The sequence below is a fragment of the Neobacillus notoginsengisoli genome (assembly GCF_003515685.1).
Classification (GTDB): domain Bacteria; phylum Bacillota; class Bacilli; order Bacillales; family Cytobacillaceae; genus Bacillus_D; species Bacillus_D notoginsengisoli.
Map to the genome: position 1 here is coordinate 37,933 of NZ_QWEG01000012.1, position 22,503 is coordinate 60,435.

The following is a 22,503-nucleotide window of genomic DNA, read 5'->3' on the forward strand; positions in this document are numbered from 1 at the left end:
TAAAATAATATTTTATATAAGTGACACAATTTGAAAGAATTTATGGTTAATTAAGCAACTTTAAACTACCTCATCACATGCTCGGAGTTTCGAAATTAGTTTGGATTAATTATGTAGATCTCTATCTTTCCAAAAAAGAGCCGTTATATTAGCGAAAATATAGTGGTACACAATTGCGGTACATAAATAGGTTGTTAATTTAATATTCTTTGAAACACTATCTGTTAAAGGGTTTCTTTTTTGGTACACAATTGAGGTACACAAGAACCTAGTTAATAATAGTTTATAAGAGTTTATTGGTTAATTTTTCATTTAACTATTGCTTTATATTGCCCGCTTTTCTATAATTACCTTTAATGGTACAAAATTATGGTACTCAATTCTGTACCATAAGGAAGTTTATAAGTTTCTAAGGTGGTGAAAATGTTGTCCGAACTTTTAACTCAAAACGAGCATGATAAAGATTTAAATCATCTTGAGTACGATGAAGAGACATTGTTATTTTTAAGAGCTAAACTTGACGAATTCACCATTGAAGTATTCAGAAAGGTCATTAAAGAGAATAAAGTACATAAGGGCTTGGTTAAAACCAGGTTAGAAAACTTCCATGGTATGAGAAAAAGATATGATGCTGCCTTTTTGATGTTAGAGGCACAAGGCTTTATCTATAAGGTTGAAGATGGAACAGCTACTCCTTATTTCGCAACAGTTCGCGGTAAGCAATTAGCCCATCTATTACATGAGGAAAAGTTAAGGAAGGAGCATATAAATGATTAAATCTTTTACTGAGAATGAAAAACTAGGAGCTATCAAAGCACTTCTATCGCCCCACTTGCTATCAGATGAATTGAAAACGGAAATGGGACGCTTCCCTACACAATCAATTATAGGTTTAGGACAAGGCGGTGGCCGGATCGCAGCTGAACTATCACGTTTTGGATTTCCAACATTCTTATTAAATTCATCAAAATCAGATATGGACGAACACAAGCATCTAATTCCTAATGACCGGAGAATTGTTACTTCAAGCACCGAGTATCCAGAGCTTGAAGGCACAGATAAGAACGCTCAGTTAGGATATGCGATTGCGAAAGAAAATCTTGATAAATATAAAAGAGTAGCACTGGATGATGCAATTCAGGAAGCAGAGTTTGTTTGGGTGACAGTTAGCCTTGGTGGAGGAACAGGGAACGGAGCATTGAAAATTGCTCTATCTTTATTGTCCAGGGTACGAGAAAATAGGGCATTGCCTGGTGGTAAAATTCCATTAGGAGTAATTTGCTCCCTACCTTCTACAGACGAGAAAGGTTCTGCTTTTAGAAGGAATGCTTTAGCTGGGATCAGTCTATTACAGCAGTTGATGAATGAAAATAAAATTGGCACAACAATCGTAATTGATAACGAAAAGATGAAGGATTACTATGCTAATAACCCGCTTAAAACATATGGGGGAACTGAAATAGATGCTAAGTCCTATAGCAATATGGTTATTGCCAGTTCCCTTGCAGAGATTTCCTCCCTCCCGCTTATGGATGGGCGTTCAGTCTTTGATAAAACAGAACTACTTACAACATTGTCAACTCCTGGGTGGCTTTCATTATCAAAGCATAAAGAGTTACATAATGACGATAACCTTGAATCAGTAATTAAAAACTTGTTTGAAAATAATGAGGTTTTAGCAACTAACAAGGTTCAGAATGCAGTAGCTGGTGCTGTTGCGGTATTGTACCCTTCTACTAAGAATATCTCACCGAAAATTGCTGATGACGTTTATAGCTATACCGCGGATCTGCTTCACACTAAGGTGAATCTAGCAATATCAAAAAATAGCAAACTGGACAGCTTAACCCTTTACGGATTGGCTGTATATCCTACCCCTTCAATCCGAATTCAACAATTAAGAGAAGAATTGGATTACTGGGAGAAGTTAGAAAAAGAACAAGAAGAAGCCAAGAAACAAGCTGCTTCCAGTCTTGGGTTGGACGAATTTGATGATTTCTTTACATCTGGTACTCCAACTTTAAAACGTAAAAAGGTTTCGCTTGATGACCTAAGCTTCGATCTTGAAGACGAGGCCAAGCCAAGGAAGGCTAAAGTAGCGGATTTGGATGATATTGATTTCTAAGTAAATTACTTTACGGCTCGGGACTTTCCTGAGTCGTATTTTTTTGGTTATTATTCCGATTCTACGCATTAAATATATCGAGTTATATTTTAGCTTGCCCCTTTTTCACCTAGGGTATACCTTGAAATCACTTTTCATACCAATCAATAACGTTCATGCTCATTCATCATTGTTCGGCCGGGAGAACCATTGACGCAACAAGCGTTAGCCGCCTCGAACGATATAAAGCGTTACCGCTGAATAACGTTTGTATAGCGCTCAAAATAGTTCAAGAGCGAAAGTGAATCGTATTAGCGTAATTGATTTATTCATTTACGAAAGTGAATAGGTAGGTTGTGTTGATGATTGGTAGCGTTACTTATCGTTCGGGGGCGATGGACGTAAGCGCTGTGAGTCGTTCGCAAGCTGCTAACGCCTGTTAATTCAACGTTTTATGTTGATTTTCTCGGTAGTTGAGTGTACTATTTGGTTAAGTGACTGTAGAAATCTACAGTGAAGGGGTGAAAGTAGGATGGAAGCCGGAATGAAAGAGTTACTTTTGAAAGAATTTGAAAAAGATGCAATATATCGAATGGCTGTATTAAATGGGCTGGAACAAAGTTTGTTTCCGGACGGTATCTTATCCATGCACCAAGAAATGACGTATAGTACTGTTGAAGCCGGCAGGATTATAAAACGTTCCGACTCCACTATTAGAAATCACTTCCGTTCAGACTTAGTTGATTACATACAACCAGAGAAATTCGGGAAATTTTACCGAATGAATTATAAAAGCATTTTTAAATTGCATTTGATCTTTTTGTTAATGGAGAAGGCAGGAAAGACCAGTGTAGATTTACTGGCTGAACTGGGGATGGAAGCAGCTGTTACAATTGGCGGGAACTTTAAAAGAGTCCCCAGAAATGAAAGTCGGGAAGTAAACTCTACAGAGGTTAGGGAACACGATCACCTGGCAGACAGAGTTTCGTTGTTAGAAAAGAGCGTTAAGATACAGCATATTATGTTCAATATTTTAAAGTATGAAAAAGATATAGCAAACATAGAAAGGCAGTTGGAGAATAGAGAAGCCGCAATTGAACAAGTTAAGACAGATGTTTATATGAGGTATTTAGAAGAGAAGCAAGCACAGATGTTTGCTGTTTCACTAAAAAAACCTGTAGTAAAGTCCTCATTTTTTGGCTTGATTAAAAAGGCAGAGGAAATAGATTATAACGAAATCTACTCAGAAATTGATAAAAAGCTTACGGAGAAAATGAACCTAGAAACCAAAGAAAAGATAGAAAAAATAAAATTAGAGATAGAAGATTTGAAAAACAAAAAGAATAAACTACTTCAACTATTAGAAGGGGAAAAAGACAATTTCTCTAATGTCCAGCTCGATACAAATGACTCCCAGGCTAATTTGATCGATTCAGTTAAATAAAATTTGAATTTTACGAACATATGTTTTATAATGGTAAATACTAGTACGAAAGAACGGGGTGGGCTAAATGATTTTCTTAATGAATAAAAAAACCGAGAAGATGATCGCAAATACTGTAGTCGGAATTACAGCTTTAGCTCTACTGGCAGCAATCGTCTTAACCTTTTAACCATTAATTAGTGATGAAAAATGTCCCTTTTTCTTTGAAAAAGGGGCTTTTTATTTACTATCTTCTTGAATTAATTCTCCTGATTTTTTAGAATTCGTCTTGCTAACCATCAGATTTTTAAAAACTCAGTTAGGGTACATATATACCCTAACTGAGTATAAAGAAAAAACAGTTGTAGCCAAGGAACATTGATGTGTGTGACTTAAAGTATAAGTTTTCCGATTTGGAAGGCTTATGCTTTATTTTATGTTTGGCACTCTTATGCTTTATTATTTTTCTTAATATAGACTTTTATTAGCCCAAGAACTTTGGCTAAATGGGTTAACATTGAACAGAGGGTAACTCAGCATTATCTCTAGTGTTGTAGGGATTAAAAAATTCCTAAACTAATAAAAATGTTGTTTACTATAAGCAAGTATTGTCAGTAAATCTAGGGAGGATTAACAGAATTTTTTGTTGGATGCCTTATTTGACATATGGTGTAGGTTAGCTGAAGAAAGATTGAATATTAGAAAGGCTTTACTTTATTTGCAACTATATTTATATAAAGGAGATCTTTATGAGTTATAAAATTGTTTTTTTTGATATCGATGGTACTATTACAAATCACGATGATGGCAGCATTCCTCATTCTACTATTGAGGCTATAGAAGCCTTGAGGAACAAAGGGATTAGGGTGGTAGCTGCAACAGGAAGACCGTTATCAATGTGTAAGGAACTACAGGAATTAGGTATAGAAACATTTATTACAGCAAATGGTGGATACGTGAAACACATTCGAGAAGTTATACATAAAGTACCAATGGATAAAAGTATCGTTCAAGAAGTTATGGAATTTGCCAAATTAATGAATAACGGCTTGTCATTCTATACAGAAAAGTTCAGTATGAATGGCGTAACAGAGAAGGGAATATTAACGGCCTTGAGAGAAACTTTGTCTCTGAATGAGTATCCTGAAATTTATGGCACGATTCATAAAGAAGATGTATTTTTGCTGTGTTTGTTTGCAAATGATGAAGCCGTTGAGAAGTATAAACTAAAGTTTCCTCACCTAACATTTAAAAGATGGCATCCTTATGTGTTAAATGTTTTACAGGAGGATGTTTCAAAGTCTTTAGCTATAATGAAAACTTTAGATTTCTTTGGTATCGATAAATCGGAAGCTATTGCATTTGGTGATGGTGAAAATGATATTGATATGTTGGAATTCGTAGGTTTAGGTATAGCAATGGGGAATGGTAACGAAAAATTGAAAAATGTTGCGGACTTTATTACTAAACCATCAAGTGAAGATGGAATTGACTATGCATTAAGAAAGTTTGGAGTTATTTAAATTATTAATAACTGGTTCGGACAGTGATCGTTCAATTATAAATATTGCTTTTTTCTTATTGAGCAAACTGAAGTTGTTCTAATTGTTAGTAAAAAGTTTGAGGAATTTAAAGTAATTTAAAAGAAATGACTAATGATTAACTGAGCAATGACTTCAATACAATAATTTTAGACCATTAGGAACTGTCGCTATGATGACGATTCCTATTTTTTTTAGTGATAATTTTAACTCAACTAGGAACACGCTAGGGAATAAATTGTATTACTGTATTTTTTTGAAACCGATAATAAATAATTCCGTCTATATCTTAACGTCAATTAAAAAGGGGGGGGCTGTCATCAAGCAACATATAGAGCTGCAAATTCAAATGTTGTATGAACAGTACCATAATGAAATTTTTCGTTACATATTCCTGATGATCGGTGACCGTCAACAAGCTAAGGATTTAATGCAAGAAACCTACGTCAAAGCATTTATAAATATTGAGAATTTTCGGGGTGATGCTAGCATCAAAACTTGGTTATATCGAATAGCTCGGAATGAAACAATTGATTACTTGAGGCGAAAAAAACCTGTTACTTATTTTTTGGATTTCCTTTTATATGTCAAATCGAGTGAACCGACTCCAGAAGAAGTGATAGTGTTTGGCGATGATATGGAACAACTATATCTTGCACTTTCACGTATAAAAAAAGAATACCGAGATGTTATTATCCTCCGTAAAATTAGAGAGTTTTCTACCAAGGAGACAGCGACTATTTTGGGGTGGAAGGAAAGTCGGATAAAGACTAATTTGCAACGAGGGCTTATGGCACTTCAAAAGGAAATGCAAAAGGAGGGCTACTTAAGTGAAACGTTCAGGTTTTGACAGTCAATTGAAAATGTTAAATAATATATGTTTAACAGAACGGGAATCCTCTGAATCCTATCAAAAGGTACTTTCCAAAGTTAATAAAGTGAAGAAACGAAAGAACATTGGAGACATTTTGGGCCGCCCTATAACTGGAATTGCTACAATGCTCGTACTAGTAGTCGCTGGCTTGTTCCTAAATGACCTTGTGAATTTCTCTATTAATCAACCGGGAGATCAGACGCCATCTCTAGCAGATGAGGATAATTCTATAGTGGAGGAAAAACGTAATGCTTGTATGGATAGCAATGTTGAACTCTCTGCTAGCTCAATATTAGTTTATTTCGAATGTCAGGGGTTTGAAGAACCTTCCCCCCCTTCCAAAGCAGTTTTACGAGAAGTTAAAAGTGGGGAAAAAGTGGAAAGCCGTATTGAATATGCAGTTAAGCAATTAATACGAGGTCCGTCGAAGGAAGAAATTAAAGAAGGATTCATATCGATATTTAATGAAGAAACTGCCGATTCATTACACAGTATCGAATTACAAGATTCTGGTCATCTAATAGTAGATTTCGTTGATTTCTCAAAGATTATTCCAAATGGAAGTACATCAGCTTCTTCCTTTGCAATGATGGAAACGTTAAACAAAACAGTTTCTCAGTTTGCAGAAGTTGAAACGATAGAGTACCGTTTTGACGGCAGCTGTTCAGGATTTTTTGGATGGATTGAACGAATTTGCACGACTTATGAAGCAGATGATTATAGGGACTTAGAAGAGAACACTAAAAAATTTTTATTAGAAAAGTCAGAAGTTCTATTTAATCAGTTAATGGCGAAGCAATGGGAGGAATTTGCAAATAATATTAATATAGAACGAGGACTTGTATATTCTCCATATTCTAATGTTGGAGATAGTGATGATTTACATTTTAGTAAAGAAGAAGTTCGAAGGTTTGCAGAGGATCAAAAGCTATATAGTTGGTCTTGGGATCAAAGTGAGGCTGAATTTAAAGCAACACCAAATGATTTTGTGGAAAACCTGCTTAAAAAACGCTATAACTATACCTATAAATATGATGAAATTACGTATAATGACTCTAAAGCAGGAACAATGATTAATACTATTCATGATATTTATCCAAACGCAATCTATGTTGAATATTTAGATGAGCCTGACAGGGAGTCCCTCGAATGGGGTTATTATCAGGCGATAAGATTTGTTTATGAGGAAATAGATAATGAGTGGTATCTAGTAGCAATAGTAAGGGGGGCACACAATCCTTAGTTAGCAGTCTTGCTAAAGTCGTTATCTTAAACAGAGAAATATGAATGTTAAGGCTATTAAACTAACGGGTGCGTTAATCCAGTAGGATTAACCACCCTTTTGTTGAATTCCTTATTGTGGCATGTTAGTTGAACAAGGAAGTGATTTAAAAACGTAATAAACTATGGGGGACACTATGAAAAACCATTTACCAATCATGTTATTAATAATCTTATTATTAGTTTCTTGCCGATCAAAGGAGAATAACTTAATATCTGAAGGCGAAGGAGAAGAAACTCATAGCACAACAAATGCCAATATATCTATTGATAATAGTCTTAAAACAAATCAACAAAAAGACCTCAACCTTCATATTGAAATGCCAAACCAAGAACCACTTTATGTATCTCTTGAGACGGTTCCGATTTTAAGTACATATCTAGAACAGTTTGAGGACAAAAAGAATGAAATAAATAGAATTCGAAGCAGCTATTTGTATACCAATAATCAGAAGGACTATTTCCTCGTGAATTACAGTTGTGGGACGAAACTTTGTAATCAACTCCTGCTAGAACATAACCAAGGGGACATACAGTCATTACAGATATCAGAATCAAGTTTTCTTCAAAATTCAAAACTCAACAATGATTATTTAGCATTTCTCTTTGGCAGAAATGAAGGTTCTGAGGTCCTTCGAAATCAAGTCGTTATAATCAATATAAAAAATTTCCAGAAGATATCGCCTCCAGAAGATTTGAAAGTATTAGAGTCATTCAAATATCCAATTCCGTTCATCGAATGGAGGGATGGCACTTTAATATCCACAATTGCTGATATAGACGATACCTCATATGAACGTATAAAGGAATGGTATAAAAATAATCAAGAACCGTTCCAACAACTAAAGTGGAAAATTTTATAACGGATTCGAAATTGGATTCTCATAGCTAAGGAAGTTCTATCGATAGCTGTACCCACGAACCAAACGCCATAATAAAGGTATTTATTAAAGTTTTTGCGAAAATGCACTTAATCTGAAGGGTGCTAATGTTGAATAACGAGTCAGGTAAAATGAGGGATAATATTTCAGGAACCATATCCTTGCCGAGAGTTTTACATAAGCCCATAACATTGCCTAAAGTCCTAGGTTTTAAGTTTTTTCCTATTAAGGATAGACATTATCTTTTGTAATTGATATCTTGTTACAAAAAAATTCGTGAGAACATAGGCAGCATAAGGGATGGCAATATTATGGCTTAATCTCTGGCAAAGAAATAGGTTAAGTCACAGATCCTTAAAGGTTGCGGAACTAATCACTGACAGCTTTTAGGTAGTAAGGTAAAATCTATTGTAAGAGTAAAGAGTAGTGGATAGGAGTGAAAAGGGATGCCATATGGATTTATAAGACATTTAGAGGATAAAGGTTATAGTGAGGAAACAATATTAAGTTATGAAAAGGTTACTAATAATTTTATTAACTTTATAGCGTCGGTATATCCAGAGAATAAGGAGCCTTTTCACATTAATCCTTCCGATATTAAAAATTACCTAGACTTACAGTTAAAAAGTGATAAGTCAGTTGGAACTGTAAATAAAGAGCTAGCAATATTGAAAACTTTTTTTAATTTTTTGTGGGAGACTAATAAAATCCCTGTCGATCCAATCGTAAAGATTAAGAGGTTTAAAGTACAAACTTTTCCGGAAGTAGACGTTTCTTTTGAAGAAATAAATACGATTTTACAAAAAGTTCTTTTGAATCCTGAATACACTACATTAAGAAAGTCAATTTTTATTTTAGCAACCAAAGGCTTAAAAACATCTGACTATCGTTTTAAGAAGGATTATGTACAGGATTCGATTCAGGACGATAGGGTGAAGATTAAATTACGAAATAGAGTAATACAGCTGGAAGGGAAAGAGGCTTCTTATTTCCGGGAATACTTTTATGAGGCAATGTTTAATGATAGTGATTATGTATTCACTACAAGACAACGAAAGCAAAAAATTAATGGGCCTATTCAAGTAATGTCAATTTTAAATCACTTACGAGCAATTTCTGTTGATTATTTACCTGAGGATACTCAACAACTCACCTTATTATCAATCCGTCGGTCAATAGCCTTTAAACTATATAAAGAGAAGCATTCTATACAATCAATAGCAAAAGCACTTGGAATAGAGGAATCTACGGCTTCAAATTATTTGAAGAACCTTGTTGTAGGCACACAGATGGCAAAAAGTACTTGATGGTAAAATAATGGCTAGTGTATAATAGAATTTATATTAATAGTGATCAGGGAAAAACCCAGGACCAACATATCTATTTTGGATATGTTAGTTCTGGGTTTTTATTATTTTAAAGGAGTTTAGGATGTGGAAGAAAAAAAGACTGCCATCACACTAAAGAAACTAGCTATTGCGTCATTAATTGGAGAAGGAGAGTTTTGTACAACAACAAAATCTCCAGTATTGAAAGTACCTTTTGATAGGAAGAAAGCATTTTATTTAGCCGAATTGATCAAGGAGAACAATTTAATAAATTTATATTTGGAGATTGATTTAAAAAAGGGGCAATTCTCGCTACACTCACACCCGATTTTAGAGGAATTAAGAAACCAATGGTACGCAAAAAACAAGAAAGTGTTTAGCATGGTTCTAGATCCCGGTTTACTTTCATTACAAGCCATAATAATAGGGGTAAATATGTTTGGTACAAGAAAGTTAGAAAGCATATCCATACCTACCACAACTGATAAGGACCACTTGAAAGCCCTATCTTATTGCATTGGCCAACATATTAACGTTCCAGTACTCCCAACAACCAATCAAATAAAAATAACTAATGTTCCAAAGTTTATTTTAAATTCTCTAAATGAAATTCCCGCTATACATAGTGCTGAATTAGTTAATTTTCTTACTGAAAAAGAAAAGAAAAAGATAATAGAGGGGGCTTTGATGTGAAATATAAAAAAAGAATATTTACCTCTTTTCTTGCTGCATCACTACTTTTAACCGGTTGTTTTAATTCTAAATTTGAAGAAGAAGCAAAGAGGGTTAAACAAAAAAAGGAGGAATTGCAAAAAGAAGAAAAAGCCAATAAATCAAAGAGCCAAAAAGAAGAAGTAGATTTCTATAAAAAACTCGAGAAACCATTGGAAGAAACCATTTTAGAAAACGATCTGGATGAAGTAAAAGAGATGGACACAAAAGAAGTTCAAGAAAAACCAGTTTTTGAAGATGGAACCGAATTTGCTCAATATACCGGTAAAGTCTTATATGAATTTTACACTCAACAAATTACACCTGAAGAATATTATAAGTTTCTTAAATCTTATGGCAGCATAAGCGTAAATGAAGAGCTTCCTACTGAAAAAGATGCTTTGACTATTTTAGCAACAATTCAAGATATGTTTAAGAAGCAAAATATAACAGGCGATGGCTATAAAATTACTCAGGTTGAATTTAATCATTCAAAAAGGAATGGAACCTTCTACAGAAAAGTTACTACAACAAATGGTGAGGAATATTTTTTAACCTCAATAATTAAAGAAAATGGTGGTTGGAAATACGTAGAAGATAGTCCATCTCCACCGTACAGTCTTTCCGATGCAGAAGAAGGCCAGGCTGAAGATGAAAATATCACAATAGAAGAGGGGCAATAATATGAGTAATGTTTTAGTTGTAGATATTTCTGATTACACTAATAAAAAATTAAAGGCACATTATCAGAATAACGAGGAATTTAATCAAGAGTTAGCAATTTCCTTTGAGTTTTATAAGAATCGGTTTTTACCGCTTGTAAAGGAACAGGATATTGAAAGGCTGGAAAGAGAGCTGCTGTCGAGTATTAAATCACAGATTTATAACGGTTACTTTATGGCTATGGAATTTTTGTCTCATGAAGATACTCAAATTGAGGATAGTTGGTTCCAGCAATCACATGGTATGATTGCTCAGCAAATTCCTGATTTGCTTAGGACTATCACCGGAAACAAACTAGAAGATGTGATTACATATGAACCCATGAGAAAGCTTTCTAGTTGGCTTGTAATTGATTATGGGGCTGATTACCCTAGCTTAATGGAACTCTCTTTAAATACAGCCTGTATCGGCGCTAAATGGGCCCTATTGGACGAGGGGGAGAAGCAAGGGTTAAATGCTTATCAAGCACAATACAAAGGTCTACTGGCCAATCTGGACGATATTACATTCCTTGATCCGGAAACCTATATAACAGCAGTTGCCATGAACCCGTCCGTGGAAATATGGGAAGTTATTAAATCAAAACATATCCAGCTAGATAAAATCGGAGAAGTTACAATATTATCGATAAAGGAATTAGAAAATCAGTCTAAGATGTTTGTAAATGTTAGTCTGAAAAACACTTTCAGTCCTGAAGAGCAAGAAACGCTTTTGAATAACATTGTTACTAGGGTTATGGCACTGAATGACGTTGAAAGAGAAAACATAACACTTGCTGCAGCTATGGTAGATGAGTTTTACTACTTTACAAATTAAAGAGAATAAAATTCTTATGATCCTTACACTTATCCCTTTGGACAATTCGTGTTTTTTCCCCAAAAAAAAGCAACCCTAATGATGATTGTGGGGTTGCTTTTACTCATTATTTATACCTCTGCCTGAATAGGTTCACTTCTCATATACCCTCTTTTAGAATGGTAAAATATCTTATGTGTAGATAAAGTACCAAGTTCAAAAATTTCATTCAAGATAGTACTTGCGGCTAATGAAGAATAACGGTTCGTAATAACACGCTGAGGATCTGAAGCGGCCAATTGCGTACAGGACAATTGAGAAGGAGCTATTTCATCCTTATCATCCAATATGTCCGGGAATACCGAAGCAATGGGGTCGCAAATTACACTTCCATTTACTTTTAGGCCACATACTAATTGTCCGGTATATCCCGACTTTTCATATGCATCTATTTCATCCGCTGTCCATTGCTCTTTCGGACGCAACCTAAAGTCATTAGGAACTCGTACCGATTCATTGCCTATATCAATATAAAGCAAGTTATGAACTTGCTCAAAAAATTGATGAAAGATTTGTCGTGAATAGTTATTATCTACACAGCTAATTAAGATTGGGAGATATGAAGTAGTCCAACCATGGCATCCTTCATAGTCAGTATTAAATAGATTTGTTAATGTTTCAACGTCCTCGACGTAACTTGCACTATACGTTGATATATCAATTTGATAAGCTGATCTGTACCTCTTGGCCAGTGCTTCAGCCTTATTTTTGCCTATGTCACTCCGTAAGCATAGCTGATTAGCCAGGTTCTTTTCTTCAAAATGATCGTAGTCAGCGATTACTAACTTTCCCCATATATTGAAGATACTTAGCATTTGAGCGACTTGCTGAATAACATAAGCCCCATTTCCTCCCGCTCCAACTACAACAATATGAGGATAAAAGCTTCTCCCTTTCTTTAAGTCCACTGTAATTCTAGCCATATTACTGTACCTCCACTTCTGAAATGTCATGAAGGTAAGTAGCGTAGCTTTCGAAAATAGGGGGACACTCAAAGATTTTATTCGGATTAATGTACACGTGCTTTTCTGCATTTTTATTGAAAGTCCGAACAATGATATCCGGGAAAAACTTATCCAAGCGGCCAACAATAGCATAAAGAATCGGCGCCCGCTCGTTCAGGTCATCTGTTGATGATGGTTTAGTAGGCATAACATGATGTGAATGAATTTCCATGATTTTTATATATCTTCTATCTCCGAACTTCTCAGCATTGATCCAAGCAATATTCTCATCCACTGAACATAGTAGGGGAGAGACAACTTGCTTTGGGAAGTCCATAAAGAATTCCTGTTTATCTAAGTCGAAATAGATGTCGGCATGAACCTCTGTTCCAAACGAATTAGAAAAACCCTTTGCAACAACAATAAAATCAGCCAGGATACTAAAAGGAATTTTTTTTTTTGAAGAAACAGAAACCCCTGCGTTAGCAGAGGTCTCCAGACAATCAACCATTCCTTTTTTCTTTGCAGAAAGTATAGGAGCGATGATATTTTTCTTTTCAATATAAACCAATTGAGTGAAATTCGCGACTAATTCAGCGAAATCTTGCTCCAACTTCTTACGGAGGTCATTTTCAGTAATTGGTTTAAATTCTATTTCATCTCCTGAGTTTTCATCGCTCTTTTTCTTTTTAACTGGAAGGCCGTTTTCAATTTCTTCTACAGTAAAGTAATCGGTAACCGGCAGATCCATTCCAGCGTAGCGTACAATAGTATCAACCAACACTTTAAATGGCTCCTTTTTAGGCGCTGCTGCTGGTGTAGTATCATTTTTGTCCTTGGCCTCTTTTAGTTCAGCTATTCTCTGTTCATGTTGCTTAATAGCTGCTGCTTTAGCCGCTTCCATTTTAATAGCATGTTCATCCTCAATATCAAACATTGAAAAAATATCAGTTTGTTCAATCGCTTTTGTCATGTTAATTCCTCCAAATAATCGTTTTTTTATAGGTCCTCAAATTTGATTTTAGCCGGCATAAGCCAGTTATCTTCAAAATCATTGTTTGATAATAAAGTGAAGAGCTCCCTTAATTGTTTTCCTGTTGTTGTTTTGGCTCCATAGTCATTGCCAAATGGGGCCGCAAAGAAAACAGAATGAAATGTGCTGATTTGAACGAGGGAATTAATGTTAGGCAACTTATTCCCCCCCATACACACTGAACCATCTGAATTTACGTTAGAAAAAGGGAAAACAAATAGGGGAGTATCATCTTTGATAAACCCTGTCTCCTTAATCGCAAAAACATGGCTTAATGTTACCTCTGCTCCAGCAACAATATATTTGAAAACCATCCTCGGAAAACCAACATTTTCAAATTGTTGATTATGGTAAGTTATATCCCACCGATTTTTAGGTATTTCTACATAAACCACTTGCTGATTTTCAGCTCGATTACTCCACACATGTTTAATACAATGTTGGGGAAGGTTAGGTGTAGAAATTGATTCGGTAACTCCTGATTCGGAAATAACGGTCATTAATTGTTCAAGAGTCATCTTATAATGGCCATTAACCATACGTTCATTAACCTTCACCATGTCCGCTAATTTCTCTTCAGTTCCATCAAATCTTCTAGATAATTGCATGACCTCTACATAACCATTAAAATCTGAAATGTTATCAGACAGCTTGATTATAAAGTCCATTTAACTCCACTTCCTCTACCTGTTTGTATAACCGGTCAATTGTTTGCAGAACCTCTGAAATGGCTACGGCAACTTCATGAAGAATACCTTCAAAGTGAAGTCCAATCAGAATACCGTACTTTTGGTGATAAGCCATTTCAAAATCCAAAAGATCTCCATGATGCTTAGACTTAACTTGCATTAACTCTTTATCCTTCCCTGACTCAATTAGCTTTTGAAGTTTTTCATTATTTAAAATATAAAGAGATTCAGGAGGATGCATATCAACTTCATTAGCAATCGCAGTTAATTCTTTTAGTTCGTCATAATCCAAATGGCGGAAATCAGGAAACAAAGATTTAAATCCATCCTGGAGAAGTTCACTGCCTGGATCATCACCGTAACCCCCTAGGTGCATGAAATAGTTAGAAAAACCCGTAACATCGATCCCTAAATCATGCCATACCTTAAGCATTAGAAAATTTGAAATACTCGTATCATATGCGAATTTTTCTTCAGCATCGAGAACCATATTCATTTTATATACCTCCTAAATAAAGTCCGTATCATCTTCTTCAAAGACTTTATTGTTGCATTTGACAAGAGCATATAAGGTATTTTCAATATTGGCATTGATCTCCCACATATTTCCCTTAATAGCTAATTCATCAGCTGCTGTTAGTTCATCATCCGAATGAGGAAGGGTATAGAATTCATAAAACGCTCTTAATCCGTCATCCAACGTAAATGAATTAAAATTTACAGCCCTAGTGTCCGTATGGTTCCAAATATATTGGATTACTTTCGACACTCCCCAATCGCTATGCTTTGATTGTTCCGTTACCTTAAATTCTTGAAGATTCTTTTCCAGTTTTGTAAGTTCGATTTTCATTTAACGAGCCTCCATAAAAAAGGAAGGGGGGATATAACCCACCCATCCTCTTTAATTTACATAGTCCTCACTGGGAGAATCAGTTGCAATTCCTCATATTTAGATTCGCTAGGAGTCAACAAGAATGGTCTCATGGCTCCCTGGAATTTAAAATTAACAAAGTCATCATCAATAGCTTTTAAAGCATCGAGCATGTACTTTGCTGAAAAGGAAATTGTATAATCATCCTCGCCTTCCAGTGATTCATAGTCCACTACAACAGTGCCTTTACCCGCTTGTGCAGTATGAGATGAGATAGTCGCGGCCCCATTCACATGAAGCTTTACAACTCCGCCTTTCCCATTATCCGCAGCATTAGCCAGTTCTTTTACCAGATCCATCGCGTTTAAAAACTCTTTTCGATTTATCTTCATTTCCGACTTAAATTCAGTTGGAATGAGTCGCGAAGTATCAGGATAATTCCCTTCTAGCAACCTACAATAAAAAATCAAAGCTCCGCTCCTAAAAATTAACTGGTTGTCCGACTCACAATACAAGTGCAATTCTTCTTGTAAATCGAATGTTTTACCTAATCTATCCAGGGCTTTAGCCGGAATGACAAGCTTGAGGCTGTTTTCATTTGTAATATCCGTTTTCACCTTTCCCAATCTATGAGAATCGGTACATACCAAATGAAGCCCTTCACTATTTAGGTCTAAACATACTCCAGTTAACAGCGGCCTGACTTCAGAATCCGAAGCAGCAAATGCCGTCTTCTTAATGAACTCATTAAAATCAGTACCCTTTAGTGTGACGGAAGGCTTTTCAAGTTCGAAAGCAGGTAGTTTAGGAAATTCCTCTGGATCAAACGTGTTGAGGTCGAACTCGGTCTTTCCAGATTTCAAGGAAAGTTTAAAGCCGGTCAGTTTCAACTCAACATCCTTTTTCATTTTCTTTGAAATATCGGATACCTGTTTAGGTAGAACCGTTTTACCAGGCTCGAAAATTTCTAGGTTTTCCCCATCAACTGGTACATGAAAGCGGAAAGATTCTGTGCTATCTGAACCGATTAAAATCAACTCTTGTTCAGTAGCCTCCAAGTAAATGCCTTGCAGAATGGGAGTCTGGTGTTTAACATTTACAACTCTCTCTACCTTTTTCAGTGCTTCAGCTAGTGTTTGACTATTGATTTTAAGATGCATAATAAAACCCTCCAAATTTGCTTTTTTATAATAAAAAAGCACAAAAGAGAATGATCTCCTTTGTGCTTCCTCCGCTAATTAAGCGATTTTTTGAATATTACCGTTTTTCAAGTCTTCCTTGATGAACTCAGCAATCGTTTTAACATGCTCATGCTTAAGATTCATAAGGCAGGAAAACAAAGTCTTAATTTCAACCTCTGGAAGAAGGATTTGAGCATAATGAAGGGCATCCTCCAATGATACATTGTAATGTTTGGTTACAAGTACTAGGTCCGAAACAGGTTTCAGAGTACCATAATACATTTTCAACTCATTCTCTGTACCCTGTTCTAGAACGGATTTAATATCCTTTTGTTTAAGTCCTGGATTGATCCTTTTAAACAAAGGCATAATAAATTGACGATTGTCCTTTAGACCAGTATTCGTTAAAAATTCCACGATTGCTTTTGATGCCGCTTGACGGTTAAATCCTTTCCCGGAATTATCTGGCCGAGCGTTCTTGTTCCCTTGCTGATTGTTGGTATTTTTTCCTCCAGGATTATTCTTGTTACCTTGATTTTTGCTTGGCTGCTGAGAAGTTGGAGAAGAATTCTGTCCTTTACCACGCTCATTTGCCGGCAGTGCCCAATCAGGTAATCTAGGAGGGAACCAATAGCCTTGAACATTGTTCCTTTTGTCATAAATCCTAATAGAGCCAGGGCGTTTGTCATTAAATACATCGACAAAGGATGCTTCCAGCTTATAAAGATATCTTCCAATTCCCCACTGTACTGCTGCACGCTTCATAGCATTTGATAGACCGCCTTTTAAGGCTTCAAAATCCGTTTTTTCAGCACCATCAGATTTATCAATCCACTGGCCCTCGATCAAACAGGAGATTGTACAAATGATTCCTTCCTGGAAGTCAGCATATCGATTTTTCCAACCTGCAGGACCGAAAACATCATCCAGCCGATTCTGAATTGCTCGATTGGTGACATAAGCAAGTACCATCGCCCAAGGCTTGCCTTTTGAGACTCCACTATGACTGACTCTCCATTCAATGTCAGCTGCAGAAAAAGGTTCCTGCAATGCAGTCATAATTTCGTCCGCGGTACAATCTTTTTTCATTACAACAGCCCCCTAAAGTTTTTTAACCTTTATCATTTTTTTACTAATAAACGCAAAAAAACCTTTGAGATTTGATAGTGAACCAACATAAACAAAATGTTTACATGATTCTTCCATCAACCTCAAAGGTTGCTCGTTTAATAGATACCCGCTAATCCATTGGATTGCAAAAAATAAAAAAGAAAAAAGGTTATAGGAAAATTATACTCTTTAATACAAAAATAGACAACCACTCTTTGCTATATATAGTACTTCTATTCATTGAAAAAGAATTTTTATCGGAGTAATTGATTTTCTACAAATTCAATTTTTTTATGATATAATTAAGCCATTATAAAAATTCAATTTATATTAAAGCGACAACCGCTAAATAGCTCTCTTACTTGAGAGCCATTTGGCGGTTTTTTTTGTTTTTAACTAGGGAAGGAGATTAGAATGGTTTTTAATTTAAATGAAATCCAGGTAGCTGATGATGCGGAGCGACTCATTATTCTTAGAAAAAGACTTAATCTTAGCCAATTTCAATTCGCAAAGGAATTAGAAATCAGTACAAGTTATTTAGGGCAAGTAGAAAGAGGGGAGTTGCCCTTTAGTCCTCATCTTTTAGCTAAAATCAATAATTATTTAAAGAGGGAGAAAGAGTTGGATGAACAAGATATTTTTAGCCATATCTAAACATGCAGAAATTTTACCCTCATTAAAACAAAAATTTCCTGAGAGCGAAATTACACTTCTGGAAACCAGGGAGCAATTGATTGAAATTATTGATTCCTCATTTCAGTTAATAATTACTTCAAATGAATTTATCAATGCTGAAATGCTGTCCAATCTTATTCCAAGTGGTCCCATTATTATTTACGATTCATCTGGAGAATTACTACATTTGAAAGATAACTCAAACTCTATACATGTGTATAAGAATTTGAATACTGTAAATAGTCATATAAACACCATGCCATTAGAAAACAAAGATATTCAACAGCAAAGACCACAAAAAGAAAAGTCAAAAAAAGAGAAAAAGCCAAGTTCAAGTACAACAGAAAAAGATGTTAGTCCTGTTCCATCAAAAGAGATTTCGCCAACTGAAGTAAAGGAAGAAGGGAATAAAAGCAAGCCCGTTATCCTCGAAAATTATCCTATTAAGGAAGTTGAGGTTAAGCCGATCCCACGTTATGAAAAGGTTCTATCAATTAGGAAAGCTGCTGTTCCCGGTTCTCACAAAATGATAGGAATATGGTCACCGATATCTACTGGAATATCTACTTTTGTTGTTAACTTTTCAATTTATATGAGCCAATTTGATTTGGATATAGCTGTGGTGGAGCTTCCTAATGAAAAACAAGTCATGAAAAGCATGTTGTCTAGATTTCAATCAAAACCGCCTAAGTGGGCCCCTTTTATTGAAAACTACTATTCTGATGATTTGGAAGCAGAGGCTGTAAATTGGCTATACAAGGGCGTGAATTGGTTTCCTTTGGGAGAATCTAAACTGAAATGGAATGAGGAAATCATATCTGAACTTCTAAATACAGCCAAACAGTATAAATTAGTATTTATTGATTTTCCAAGTGGCAATATGGATGAACATGCATTGAATAGTTTATGTCACTTAGACGAATTTTGGATACTGGTTGATGATAATTTCCACCAGGCTCATGAATGGAAGAAAGAAATCCATAAAATCATCAATGAATATAAATTTCCAGGAAAATTGATTTTTAACAGAATGATTCACAATAGGAGCAGAGTACAGGAAATTGCCGATTCTCTTGAACTTCCTTTAATTGCAGCTCTTCCCAATCATTTTGAACTATTTCAATTAAATAATTATGAAACTGATCCTCCGATAGAATTACACCGCAGGGCATTAGAACCTAAATATTTCGAGATAGCTACACATTTACTAGGGCCGGATAAAGTTAAAAAGGCTAAACCTAAGCTTATGGCACAAATTATCAACTTTGTTAAAACACTAGGTTGATTAAGGTAATTCCAAAGTGCTATTATGATAGTAATCTAGTTAATGTTTTTGTGTTTTTATTGCTATCTGTTTTAAGATAAGCAGGATTCTTTCAAACAAGCGGTCTTTGGATCGGCAGTACGAGCTTCTTTTTGTTGCTCTGCTTCCCATCCATTGGCCGCTTTTTTATTTTACCAATGGAGGTGAGAAAACTATGCAAATGAAGGACATTAAGAAAGTGTTAATGACTGGCCAAAGGAAAATCATTGTCGGAAGTCATACAAAAAAACAGTTAGGGAAACGAGGTTATTCTAAAGGAGACATAGTAGCAGCTATTTTTAGCGGTTCAATCGTTGAACGCCAAGGGACTAACAAAGTGGTAATAGCCGGCAGGGATAAAGACGACAACCCTATAGTAATAGTTATTGCTAAACTATCCACACAGGATTATAAGATGGTCACTGTGATGCCTCCTATTGACCATAATCGGTTCCAGGAATGTGTTTAACAATCAACAAATTTTGAATTTACATTAAGAGGGTTAATGGGGTAAAAAAGATTTTAAGAAGGGCTGATGAATGAATGAAACTTATGAGGCAAACGAGAATTAAAGGCTGGTTTGAGTATTATAGGACTCCTTGTGTAATATGCGGCAGCACCGGCGGTTGTATGACTCATGAAGATGGTTCAGTCGTCGCATGTATCCGAGTAGAAAGTGATAAGTTTTTCTCAAAAAACTCCGCTTTGCCGAGCTATCTGCATTACCTAAAGGAAGACGAAAGAAAAAAAATCGGTAAACATGAGGTTGAAGCTTTACATCCAGGAAACCCCAAAAAAGATTCTTCATCTTTGAGTAGCGTTTATACAGCTTTACTCGATTGTCTGGAGCTTGATGAAGAGCATTACAGTCACCTAATCTCAAGTTCTAGACAGCTTATGGATGAGCAGGTGATGATTAGACAGTATAAGAGTTTTCCGGATAAACCCTGGGAAACTGTAAGACTATTAGAAGATGAATTAGGTATTGAGGACTTTACTGGTATCCCTGGTTTTTATTTGAAAGATAATAAATATTGGACGATAGCCGGTTCTAAAGGAATATTATTACCTTTTAGGAATCACTTTAATGAAATTGTGGGCTTTCAATATAGGATTGATAACCCGCCTAATATCGTTGAAGTAAAGGTAAATAGACCTGGTTTAAAAGCTAGGGTTAAAGAGCAACCCAACTTAGTTCAAGTAACCTTTGAGGGAGAAATAATCCTTGAGCAAGAAATGGTATTGGGCAAGAAATGGACAACTATCGTTCATGAAGGAGACATTAAAGGGTGGGTTCGTGTTGTAAAAGGTAACCGTTATTTTTGGTTAAGTTCAGCAAATAAACCCCAAGGTACTGGCTCGGGTGATCCTGCCCCGATTCATATAGCTGTACCTTCTTCCCAACTAAAATCCTGGAAGCCTGGGAACCTACTCAAAGCCAGAACTGTTTGGCTGTCTGAAGGTCCTTTAAAATGTGATATTGCAGCTGATTCAATAGAAAAGCTTTATGATCCGCTTGAAATAGACGATATCGGTAAAACCTTTTTGGCCCTTCCAGGAGTAGGAGCGTGGCGCTTAGCTATTCCAATAATGAAAGAAATGGGAGTGGAAAAAGTAAATATTTGCTTTGATGCAGATGCTGTTTCCAATCCTCACGTTAAGAAGCATTTAATGGAATGTGCAAAGGAATTAAAGCAGCAAGGCTTCAATGCAAACCTTATTATTTGGAATGAGGATGAAGGGAAGGGAATAGACGACTTATTTCTCGGAAAGCGAATTCCTCATATCAAAAAACTATTTTAATAATTTTTGTTGTATGAAAAAAAGTCCTTTACCAAATAAAAAAGTCCTTTACTGAACAAAAATTTATAAATAATTTTAATTAACTGTTATTGATTCCCCTGAGAATATTTCTTGGGGGAATTTTACTTTCTCTCAATATTCTTCCTCATTAATACTTGATTACCCTTGATTTAAATAGCAGCTTTAATCTTTGATCTTATAATTAGCAAATTTTAGATAAAACTATTGACCGTAAAACCTTATTCATTTAAGATATATACATACATATTAATAGCTAACGGGACAGCCCCGAAGAATTAATAAGACAGTACTCTTTAAGAGTATTTGTTCTTATTAGTCTCTTCGGGGCTTTTTTTGTTGCTCTGAAGGAGGTGAGTTCATGAAAAAGTTCTCAGTCAAAAACATTCTTCCCTTTCTTGTTATGACCGCGGTTTTCGCTTTTGTCTTTGTCGTTTTTTCTCCAGAAGAAGCAGCGGCAGCCTGGAAGAAAGCAGGAATCACACCTCAAGGTGATTTGAAGAACAGTAAAATTTACACCGACTTGGCGAACATTGTTTACATGGTAACAGCAGTAGGTGGTTTCTGGGTAATACTTTGCTTAATCTTTGCCGGTATGAAACTTTCCGCTGCACAAGGTGGAAACCCACAAGCCCGTACACAAGGTTTCGTAGGTATTCTAATGGCCGGACTTGGAGTATTTATTATCGTAAAAGCACAGACCATCGCGGGATGGTTTGCAGGATTTGGTGCTTAATTAGCTCAAATACAGTAAAATTTCAGCCCCTCTAAATTAATTTGTTAGAGGGGTGAATTTATAAAGAGGGTGTTTTTTTGAGAAGAGAGACAGTTCCTATTGATATGGCATCTGAGCAAAAAACGATTCTCGGTTTTATATCGAGACGACAGCTGATCTACATCATTGTAGGTGGTGCTATCATCTATGCTTTGGTTCCAATCGTTTTCGGTTTGTTTCCTAATTTTATTGCTGGTGCAATTGCTGGTATTATTACCGCTTTACCTATTGCGTTTTTAGTATTTATGTTTGGTTTTTGGCGAAAAAACAAGCTTCACTTAAATTATGATTATTACTTTTTGATTAAACTCGGATATAAAAATCAGATTGGAATTTGGCGAAAGGGCAGTAAACCTAAAGACTGGATGGTGAATAAGTAA

General features: G+C 35.6%; 24 protein-coding genes. 17 read left to right on the forward strand and 7 right to left on the reverse strand.

What is annotated here, in order from left to right:
• The first annotated feature begins 423 nt into the window (after positions 1 to 423).
• The 11 genes from D1B31_RS17915 to D1B31_RS17965 all read left to right on the forward strand — a co-directional run bounded on the left by D1B31_RS17915 (position 424) and on the right by D1B31_RS17965 (position 11,682).
• Positions 424 to 777, forward strand: coding sequence for a hypothetical protein (locus D1B31_RS17915; RefSeq protein WP_240035328.1), 354 nt, complete (start codon positions 424 to 426; stop codon positions 775 to 777).
• Positions 770 to 2,125: a cell division protein FtsZ gene (locus tag D1B31_RS17920; protein WP_118922976.1), complete on the forward strand. Its 1,356-nt coding sequence runs from the start codon at positions 770 to 772 to the stop codon at positions 2,123 to 2,125. Before D1B31_RS17915 ends, D1B31_RS17920 begins: the two co-directional genes overlap by 8 nt.
• Before the next feature lie 511 nt (positions 2,126 to 2,636).
• On the forward strand, positions 2,637 to 3,548 hold the full coding sequence (locus tag D1B31_RS17925; protein ID WP_118922978.1) for a hypothetical protein: 912 nt from the start codon (positions 2,637 to 2,639) through the stop codon (positions 3,546 to 3,548).
• Positions 3,549 to 4,276: 728 nt separating this feature from the next.
• Positions 4,277 to 5,050 carry a Cof-type HAD-IIB family hydrolase gene (locus tag D1B31_RS17930; RefSeq protein ID WP_118922980.1) on the forward strand — a complete coding sequence of 258 codons (774 nt, stop codon included), beginning with the start codon at positions 4,277 to 4,279 and terminating at the stop codon, positions 5,048 to 5,050.
• A gap of 274 nt (positions 5,051 to 5,324) precedes the next feature.
• Positions 5,325 to 5,918 carry an RNA polymerase sigma factor gene (locus D1B31_RS17935; protein WP_240035329.1) on the forward strand — a complete coding sequence of 198 codons (594 nt, stop codon included), beginning with the start codon at positions 5,325 to 5,327 and terminating at the stop codon, positions 5,916 to 5,918.
• The gene (locus D1B31_RS17940; RefSeq protein ID WP_118922982.1) at positions 5,899 to 7,185 is read left to right on the forward strand and encodes a GerMN domain-containing protein; all 1,287 of its coding nucleotides are present in this window, start codon (positions 5,899 to 5,901) and stop codon (positions 7,183 to 7,185) included. Before D1B31_RS17935 ends, D1B31_RS17940 begins: the two co-directional genes overlap by 20 nt.
• A gap of 175 nt (positions 7,186 to 7,360) precedes the next feature.
• Positions 7,361 to 8,086, forward strand: a complete 726-nt coding sequence (locus D1B31_RS17945; protein WP_118922984.1) for a hypothetical protein — start codon at positions 7,361 to 7,363, stop codon at positions 8,084 to 8,086.
• A gap of 464 nt (positions 8,087 to 8,550) precedes the next feature.
• Positions 8,551 to 9,411 carry a tyrosine-type recombinase/integrase gene (locus D1B31_RS17950; RefSeq protein ID WP_118922986.1) on the forward strand — a complete coding sequence of 287 codons (861 nt, stop codon included), beginning with the start codon at positions 8,551 to 8,553 and terminating at the stop codon, positions 9,409 to 9,411.
• Positions 9,412 to 9,537: 126 nt separating this feature from the next.
• Positions 9,538 to 10,125, forward strand: coding sequence for a hypothetical protein (locus D1B31_RS17955; protein WP_118922988.1), 588 nt, complete (start codon positions 9,538 to 9,540; stop codon positions 10,123 to 10,125).
• Positions 10,122 to 10,826: a hypothetical protein gene (locus D1B31_RS17960; RefSeq protein ID WP_118922990.1), complete on the forward strand. Its 705-nt coding sequence runs from the start codon at positions 10,122 to 10,124 to the stop codon at positions 10,824 to 10,826. The genes D1B31_RS17955 and D1B31_RS17960 overlap by 4 nt, the downstream gene beginning before the upstream one ends.
• A gap of 1 nt (position 10,827) precedes the next feature.
• The gene (locus tag D1B31_RS17965; RefSeq protein WP_118922992.1) at positions 10,828 to 11,682 is read left to right on the forward strand and encodes a hypothetical protein; all 855 of its coding nucleotides are present in this window, start codon (positions 10,828 to 10,830) and stop codon (positions 11,680 to 11,682) included.
• Positions 11,683 to 11,792: 110 nt separating this feature from the next.
• Here D1B31_RS17965 and D1B31_RS17970 read toward each other — a convergent pair whose 3' ends face one another.
• The 7 genes from D1B31_RS17970 to D1B31_RS18000 are packed head-to-tail and all read right to left on the reverse strand — an operon-like array spanning position 11,793 to position 17,528.
• A complete protein-coding gene (locus D1B31_RS17970; RefSeq protein WP_118922994.1) occupies positions 11,793 to 12,644 on the reverse strand; it encodes a ThiF family adenylyltransferase in 852 nt (283 codons plus the stop codon).
• 1 nt (position 12,645) lies between these two features.
• On the reverse strand, positions 12,646 to 13,638 hold the full coding sequence (locus D1B31_RS17975) for a hypothetical protein (protein WP_118922996.1): 993 nt from the start codon (positions 13,636 to 13,638) through the stop codon (positions 12,646 to 12,648).
• A gap of 26 nt (positions 13,639 to 13,664) precedes the next feature.
• A complete protein-coding gene (locus D1B31_RS17980; RefSeq protein ID WP_118922998.1) occupies positions 13,665 to 14,366 on the reverse strand; it encodes a hypothetical protein in 702 nt (233 codons plus the stop codon).
• Positions 14,341 to 14,883: a hypothetical protein gene (locus tag D1B31_RS17985; RefSeq protein WP_118923000.1), complete on the reverse strand. Its 543-nt coding sequence runs from the start codon at positions 14,881 to 14,883 to the stop codon at positions 14,341 to 14,343. The genes D1B31_RS17980 and D1B31_RS17985 overlap by 26 nt, the downstream gene beginning before the upstream one ends.
• Before the next feature lie 12 nt (positions 14,884 to 14,895).
• On the reverse strand, positions 14,896 to 15,237 hold the full coding sequence (locus D1B31_RS17990) for a hypothetical protein (protein WP_118923002.1): 342 nt from the start codon (positions 15,235 to 15,237) through the stop codon (positions 14,896 to 14,898).
• Between the two features lie 56 nt (positions 15,238 to 15,293).
• A complete protein-coding gene (gene dnaN / locus D1B31_RS17995) occupies positions 15,294 to 16,460 on the reverse strand; it encodes a DNA polymerase III subunit beta (RefSeq protein ID WP_240035330.1) in 1,167 nt (388 codons plus the stop codon).
• A 36-nt stretch (positions 16,461 to 16,496) separates the two neighbouring features.
• A complete protein-coding gene (locus D1B31_RS18000) occupies positions 16,497 to 17,528 on the reverse strand; it encodes a Rad52/Rad22 family DNA repair protein (protein WP_118923004.1) in 1,032 nt (343 codons plus the stop codon).
• Positions 17,529 to 17,963: 435 nt separating this feature from the next.
• On the opposite strand from D1B31_RS18000, the gene D1B31_RS18005 reads away from it, so the two are divergent.
• The 6 genes from D1B31_RS18005 to D1B31_RS18030 all read left to right on the forward strand — a co-directional run bounded on the left by D1B31_RS18005 (position 17,964) and on the right by D1B31_RS18030 (position 22,503).
• The gene (locus D1B31_RS18005; RefSeq protein WP_118923006.1) at positions 17,964 to 18,203 is read left to right on the forward strand and encodes a helix-turn-helix domain-containing protein; all 240 of its coding nucleotides are present in this window, start codon (positions 17,964 to 17,966) and stop codon (positions 18,201 to 18,203) included.
• Positions 18,175 to 19,509: a hypothetical protein gene (locus D1B31_RS18010; RefSeq protein WP_118923008.1), complete on the forward strand. Its 1,335-nt coding sequence runs from the start codon at positions 18,175 to 18,177 to the stop codon at positions 19,507 to 19,509. The genes D1B31_RS18005 and D1B31_RS18010 overlap by 29 nt, the downstream gene beginning before the upstream one ends.
• 193 nt (positions 19,510 to 19,702) lie before the next feature.
• Positions 19,703 to 19,996, forward strand: a complete 294-nt coding sequence (locus D1B31_RS18015) for a DUF4258 domain-containing protein (RefSeq protein WP_118923010.1) — start codon at positions 19,703 to 19,705, stop codon at positions 19,994 to 19,996.
• A gap of 83 nt (positions 19,997 to 20,079) precedes the next feature.
• Entirely contained in the window at positions 20,080 to 21,330 is a 1,251-nt protein-coding gene (locus D1B31_RS18020) for a DUF3854 domain-containing protein (protein WP_158587590.1), read from the forward strand.
• Between the two features lie 379 nt (positions 21,331 to 21,709).
• Positions 21,710 to 22,084, forward strand: coding sequence for a pilin (locus D1B31_RS18025; protein ID WP_118923014.1), 375 nt, complete (start codon positions 21,710 to 21,712; stop codon positions 22,082 to 22,084).
• 77 nt (positions 22,085 to 22,161) lie between these two features.
• Positions 22,162 to 22,503, forward strand: a complete 342-nt coding sequence (locus tag D1B31_RS18030; protein WP_118923016.1) for a PrgI family mobile element protein — start codon at positions 22,162 to 22,164, stop codon at positions 22,501 to 22,503.

What these genes read in the sequence shown, in the direction of transcription:
- D1B31_RS17980 (WP_118922998.1), bottom strand. Translation starts at nt 14,366, where the DNA reads ATGGACTTTATAATCAAGCTGTCTGATAACATTTCAGATTTTAATGGT.
- D1B31_RS18000 (WP_118923004.1), bottom strand. Translation starts at nt 17,528, where the DNA reads ATGAAAAAAGATTGTACCGCGGACGAAATTATGACTGCATTGCAGGAA.
- D1B31_RS17930 (WP_118922980.1), top strand. Translation starts at nt 4,277, where the DNA reads ATGAGTTATAAAATTGTTTTTTTTGATATCGATGGTACTATTACAAAT.
- D1B31_RS18020 (WP_158587590.1), top strand. Translation starts at nt 20,080, where the DNA reads ATGAGGCAAACGAGAATTAAAGGCTGGTTTGAGTATTATAGGACTCCT.
- D1B31_RS17985 (WP_118923000.1), bottom strand. Translation starts at nt 14,883, where the DNA reads ATGAATATGGTTCTCGATGCTGAAGAAAAATTCGCATATGATACGAGT.
- D1B31_RS18010 (WP_118923008.1), top strand. Translation starts at nt 18,175, where the DNA reads ATGAACAAGATATTTTTAGCCATATCTAAACATGCAGAAATTTTACCC.
- D1B31_RS17990 (WP_118923002.1), bottom strand. Translation starts at nt 15,237, where the DNA reads ATGAAAATCGAACTTACAAAACTGGAAAAGAATCTTCAAGAATTTAAG.
- D1B31_RS17975 (WP_118922996.1), bottom strand. Translation starts at nt 13,638, where the DNA reads ATGACAAAAGCGATTGAACAAACTGATATTTTTTCAATGTTTGATATT.
- D1B31_RS17965 (WP_118922992.1), top strand. Translation starts at nt 10,828, where the DNA reads ATGAGTAATGTTTTAGTTGTAGATATTTCTGATTACACTAATAAAAAA.
- D1B31_RS17945 (WP_118922984.1), top strand. Translation starts at nt 7,361, where the DNA reads ATGAAAAACCATTTACCAATCATGTTATTAATAATCTTATTATTAGTT.
- D1B31_RS17925 (WP_118922978.1), top strand. Translation starts at nt 2,637, where the DNA reads ATGGAAGCCGGAATGAAAGAGTTACTTTTGAAAGAATTTGAAAAAGAT.
- D1B31_RS18025 (WP_118923014.1), top strand. Translation starts at nt 21,710, where the DNA reads ATGAAAAAGTTCTCAGTCAAAAACATTCTTCCCTTTCTTGTTATGACC.
- D1B31_RS17970 (WP_118922994.1), bottom strand. Translation starts at nt 12,644, where the DNA reads ATGGCTAGAATTACAGTGGACTTAAAGAAAGGGAGAAGCTTTTATCCT.
- D1B31_RS18005 (WP_118923006.1), top strand. Translation starts at nt 17,964, where the DNA reads ATGGTTTTTAATTTAAATGAAATCCAGGTAGCTGATGATGCGGAGCGA.
- D1B31_RS17915 (WP_240035328.1), top strand. Translation starts at nt 424, where the DNA reads ATGTTGTCCGAACTTTTAACTCAAAACGAGCATGATAAAGATTTAAAT.
- D1B31_RS17920 (WP_118922976.1), top strand. Translation starts at nt 770, where the DNA reads ATGATTAAATCTTTTACTGAGAATGAAAAACTAGGAGCTATCAAAGCA.
- D1B31_RS17950 (WP_118922986.1), top strand. Translation starts at nt 8,551, where the DNA reads ATGCCATATGGATTTATAAGACATTTAGAGGATAAAGGTTATAGTGAG.
- D1B31_RS18015 (WP_118923010.1), top strand. Translation starts at nt 19,703, where the DNA reads ATGCAAATGAAGGACATTAAGAAAGTGTTAATGACTGGCCAAAGGAAA.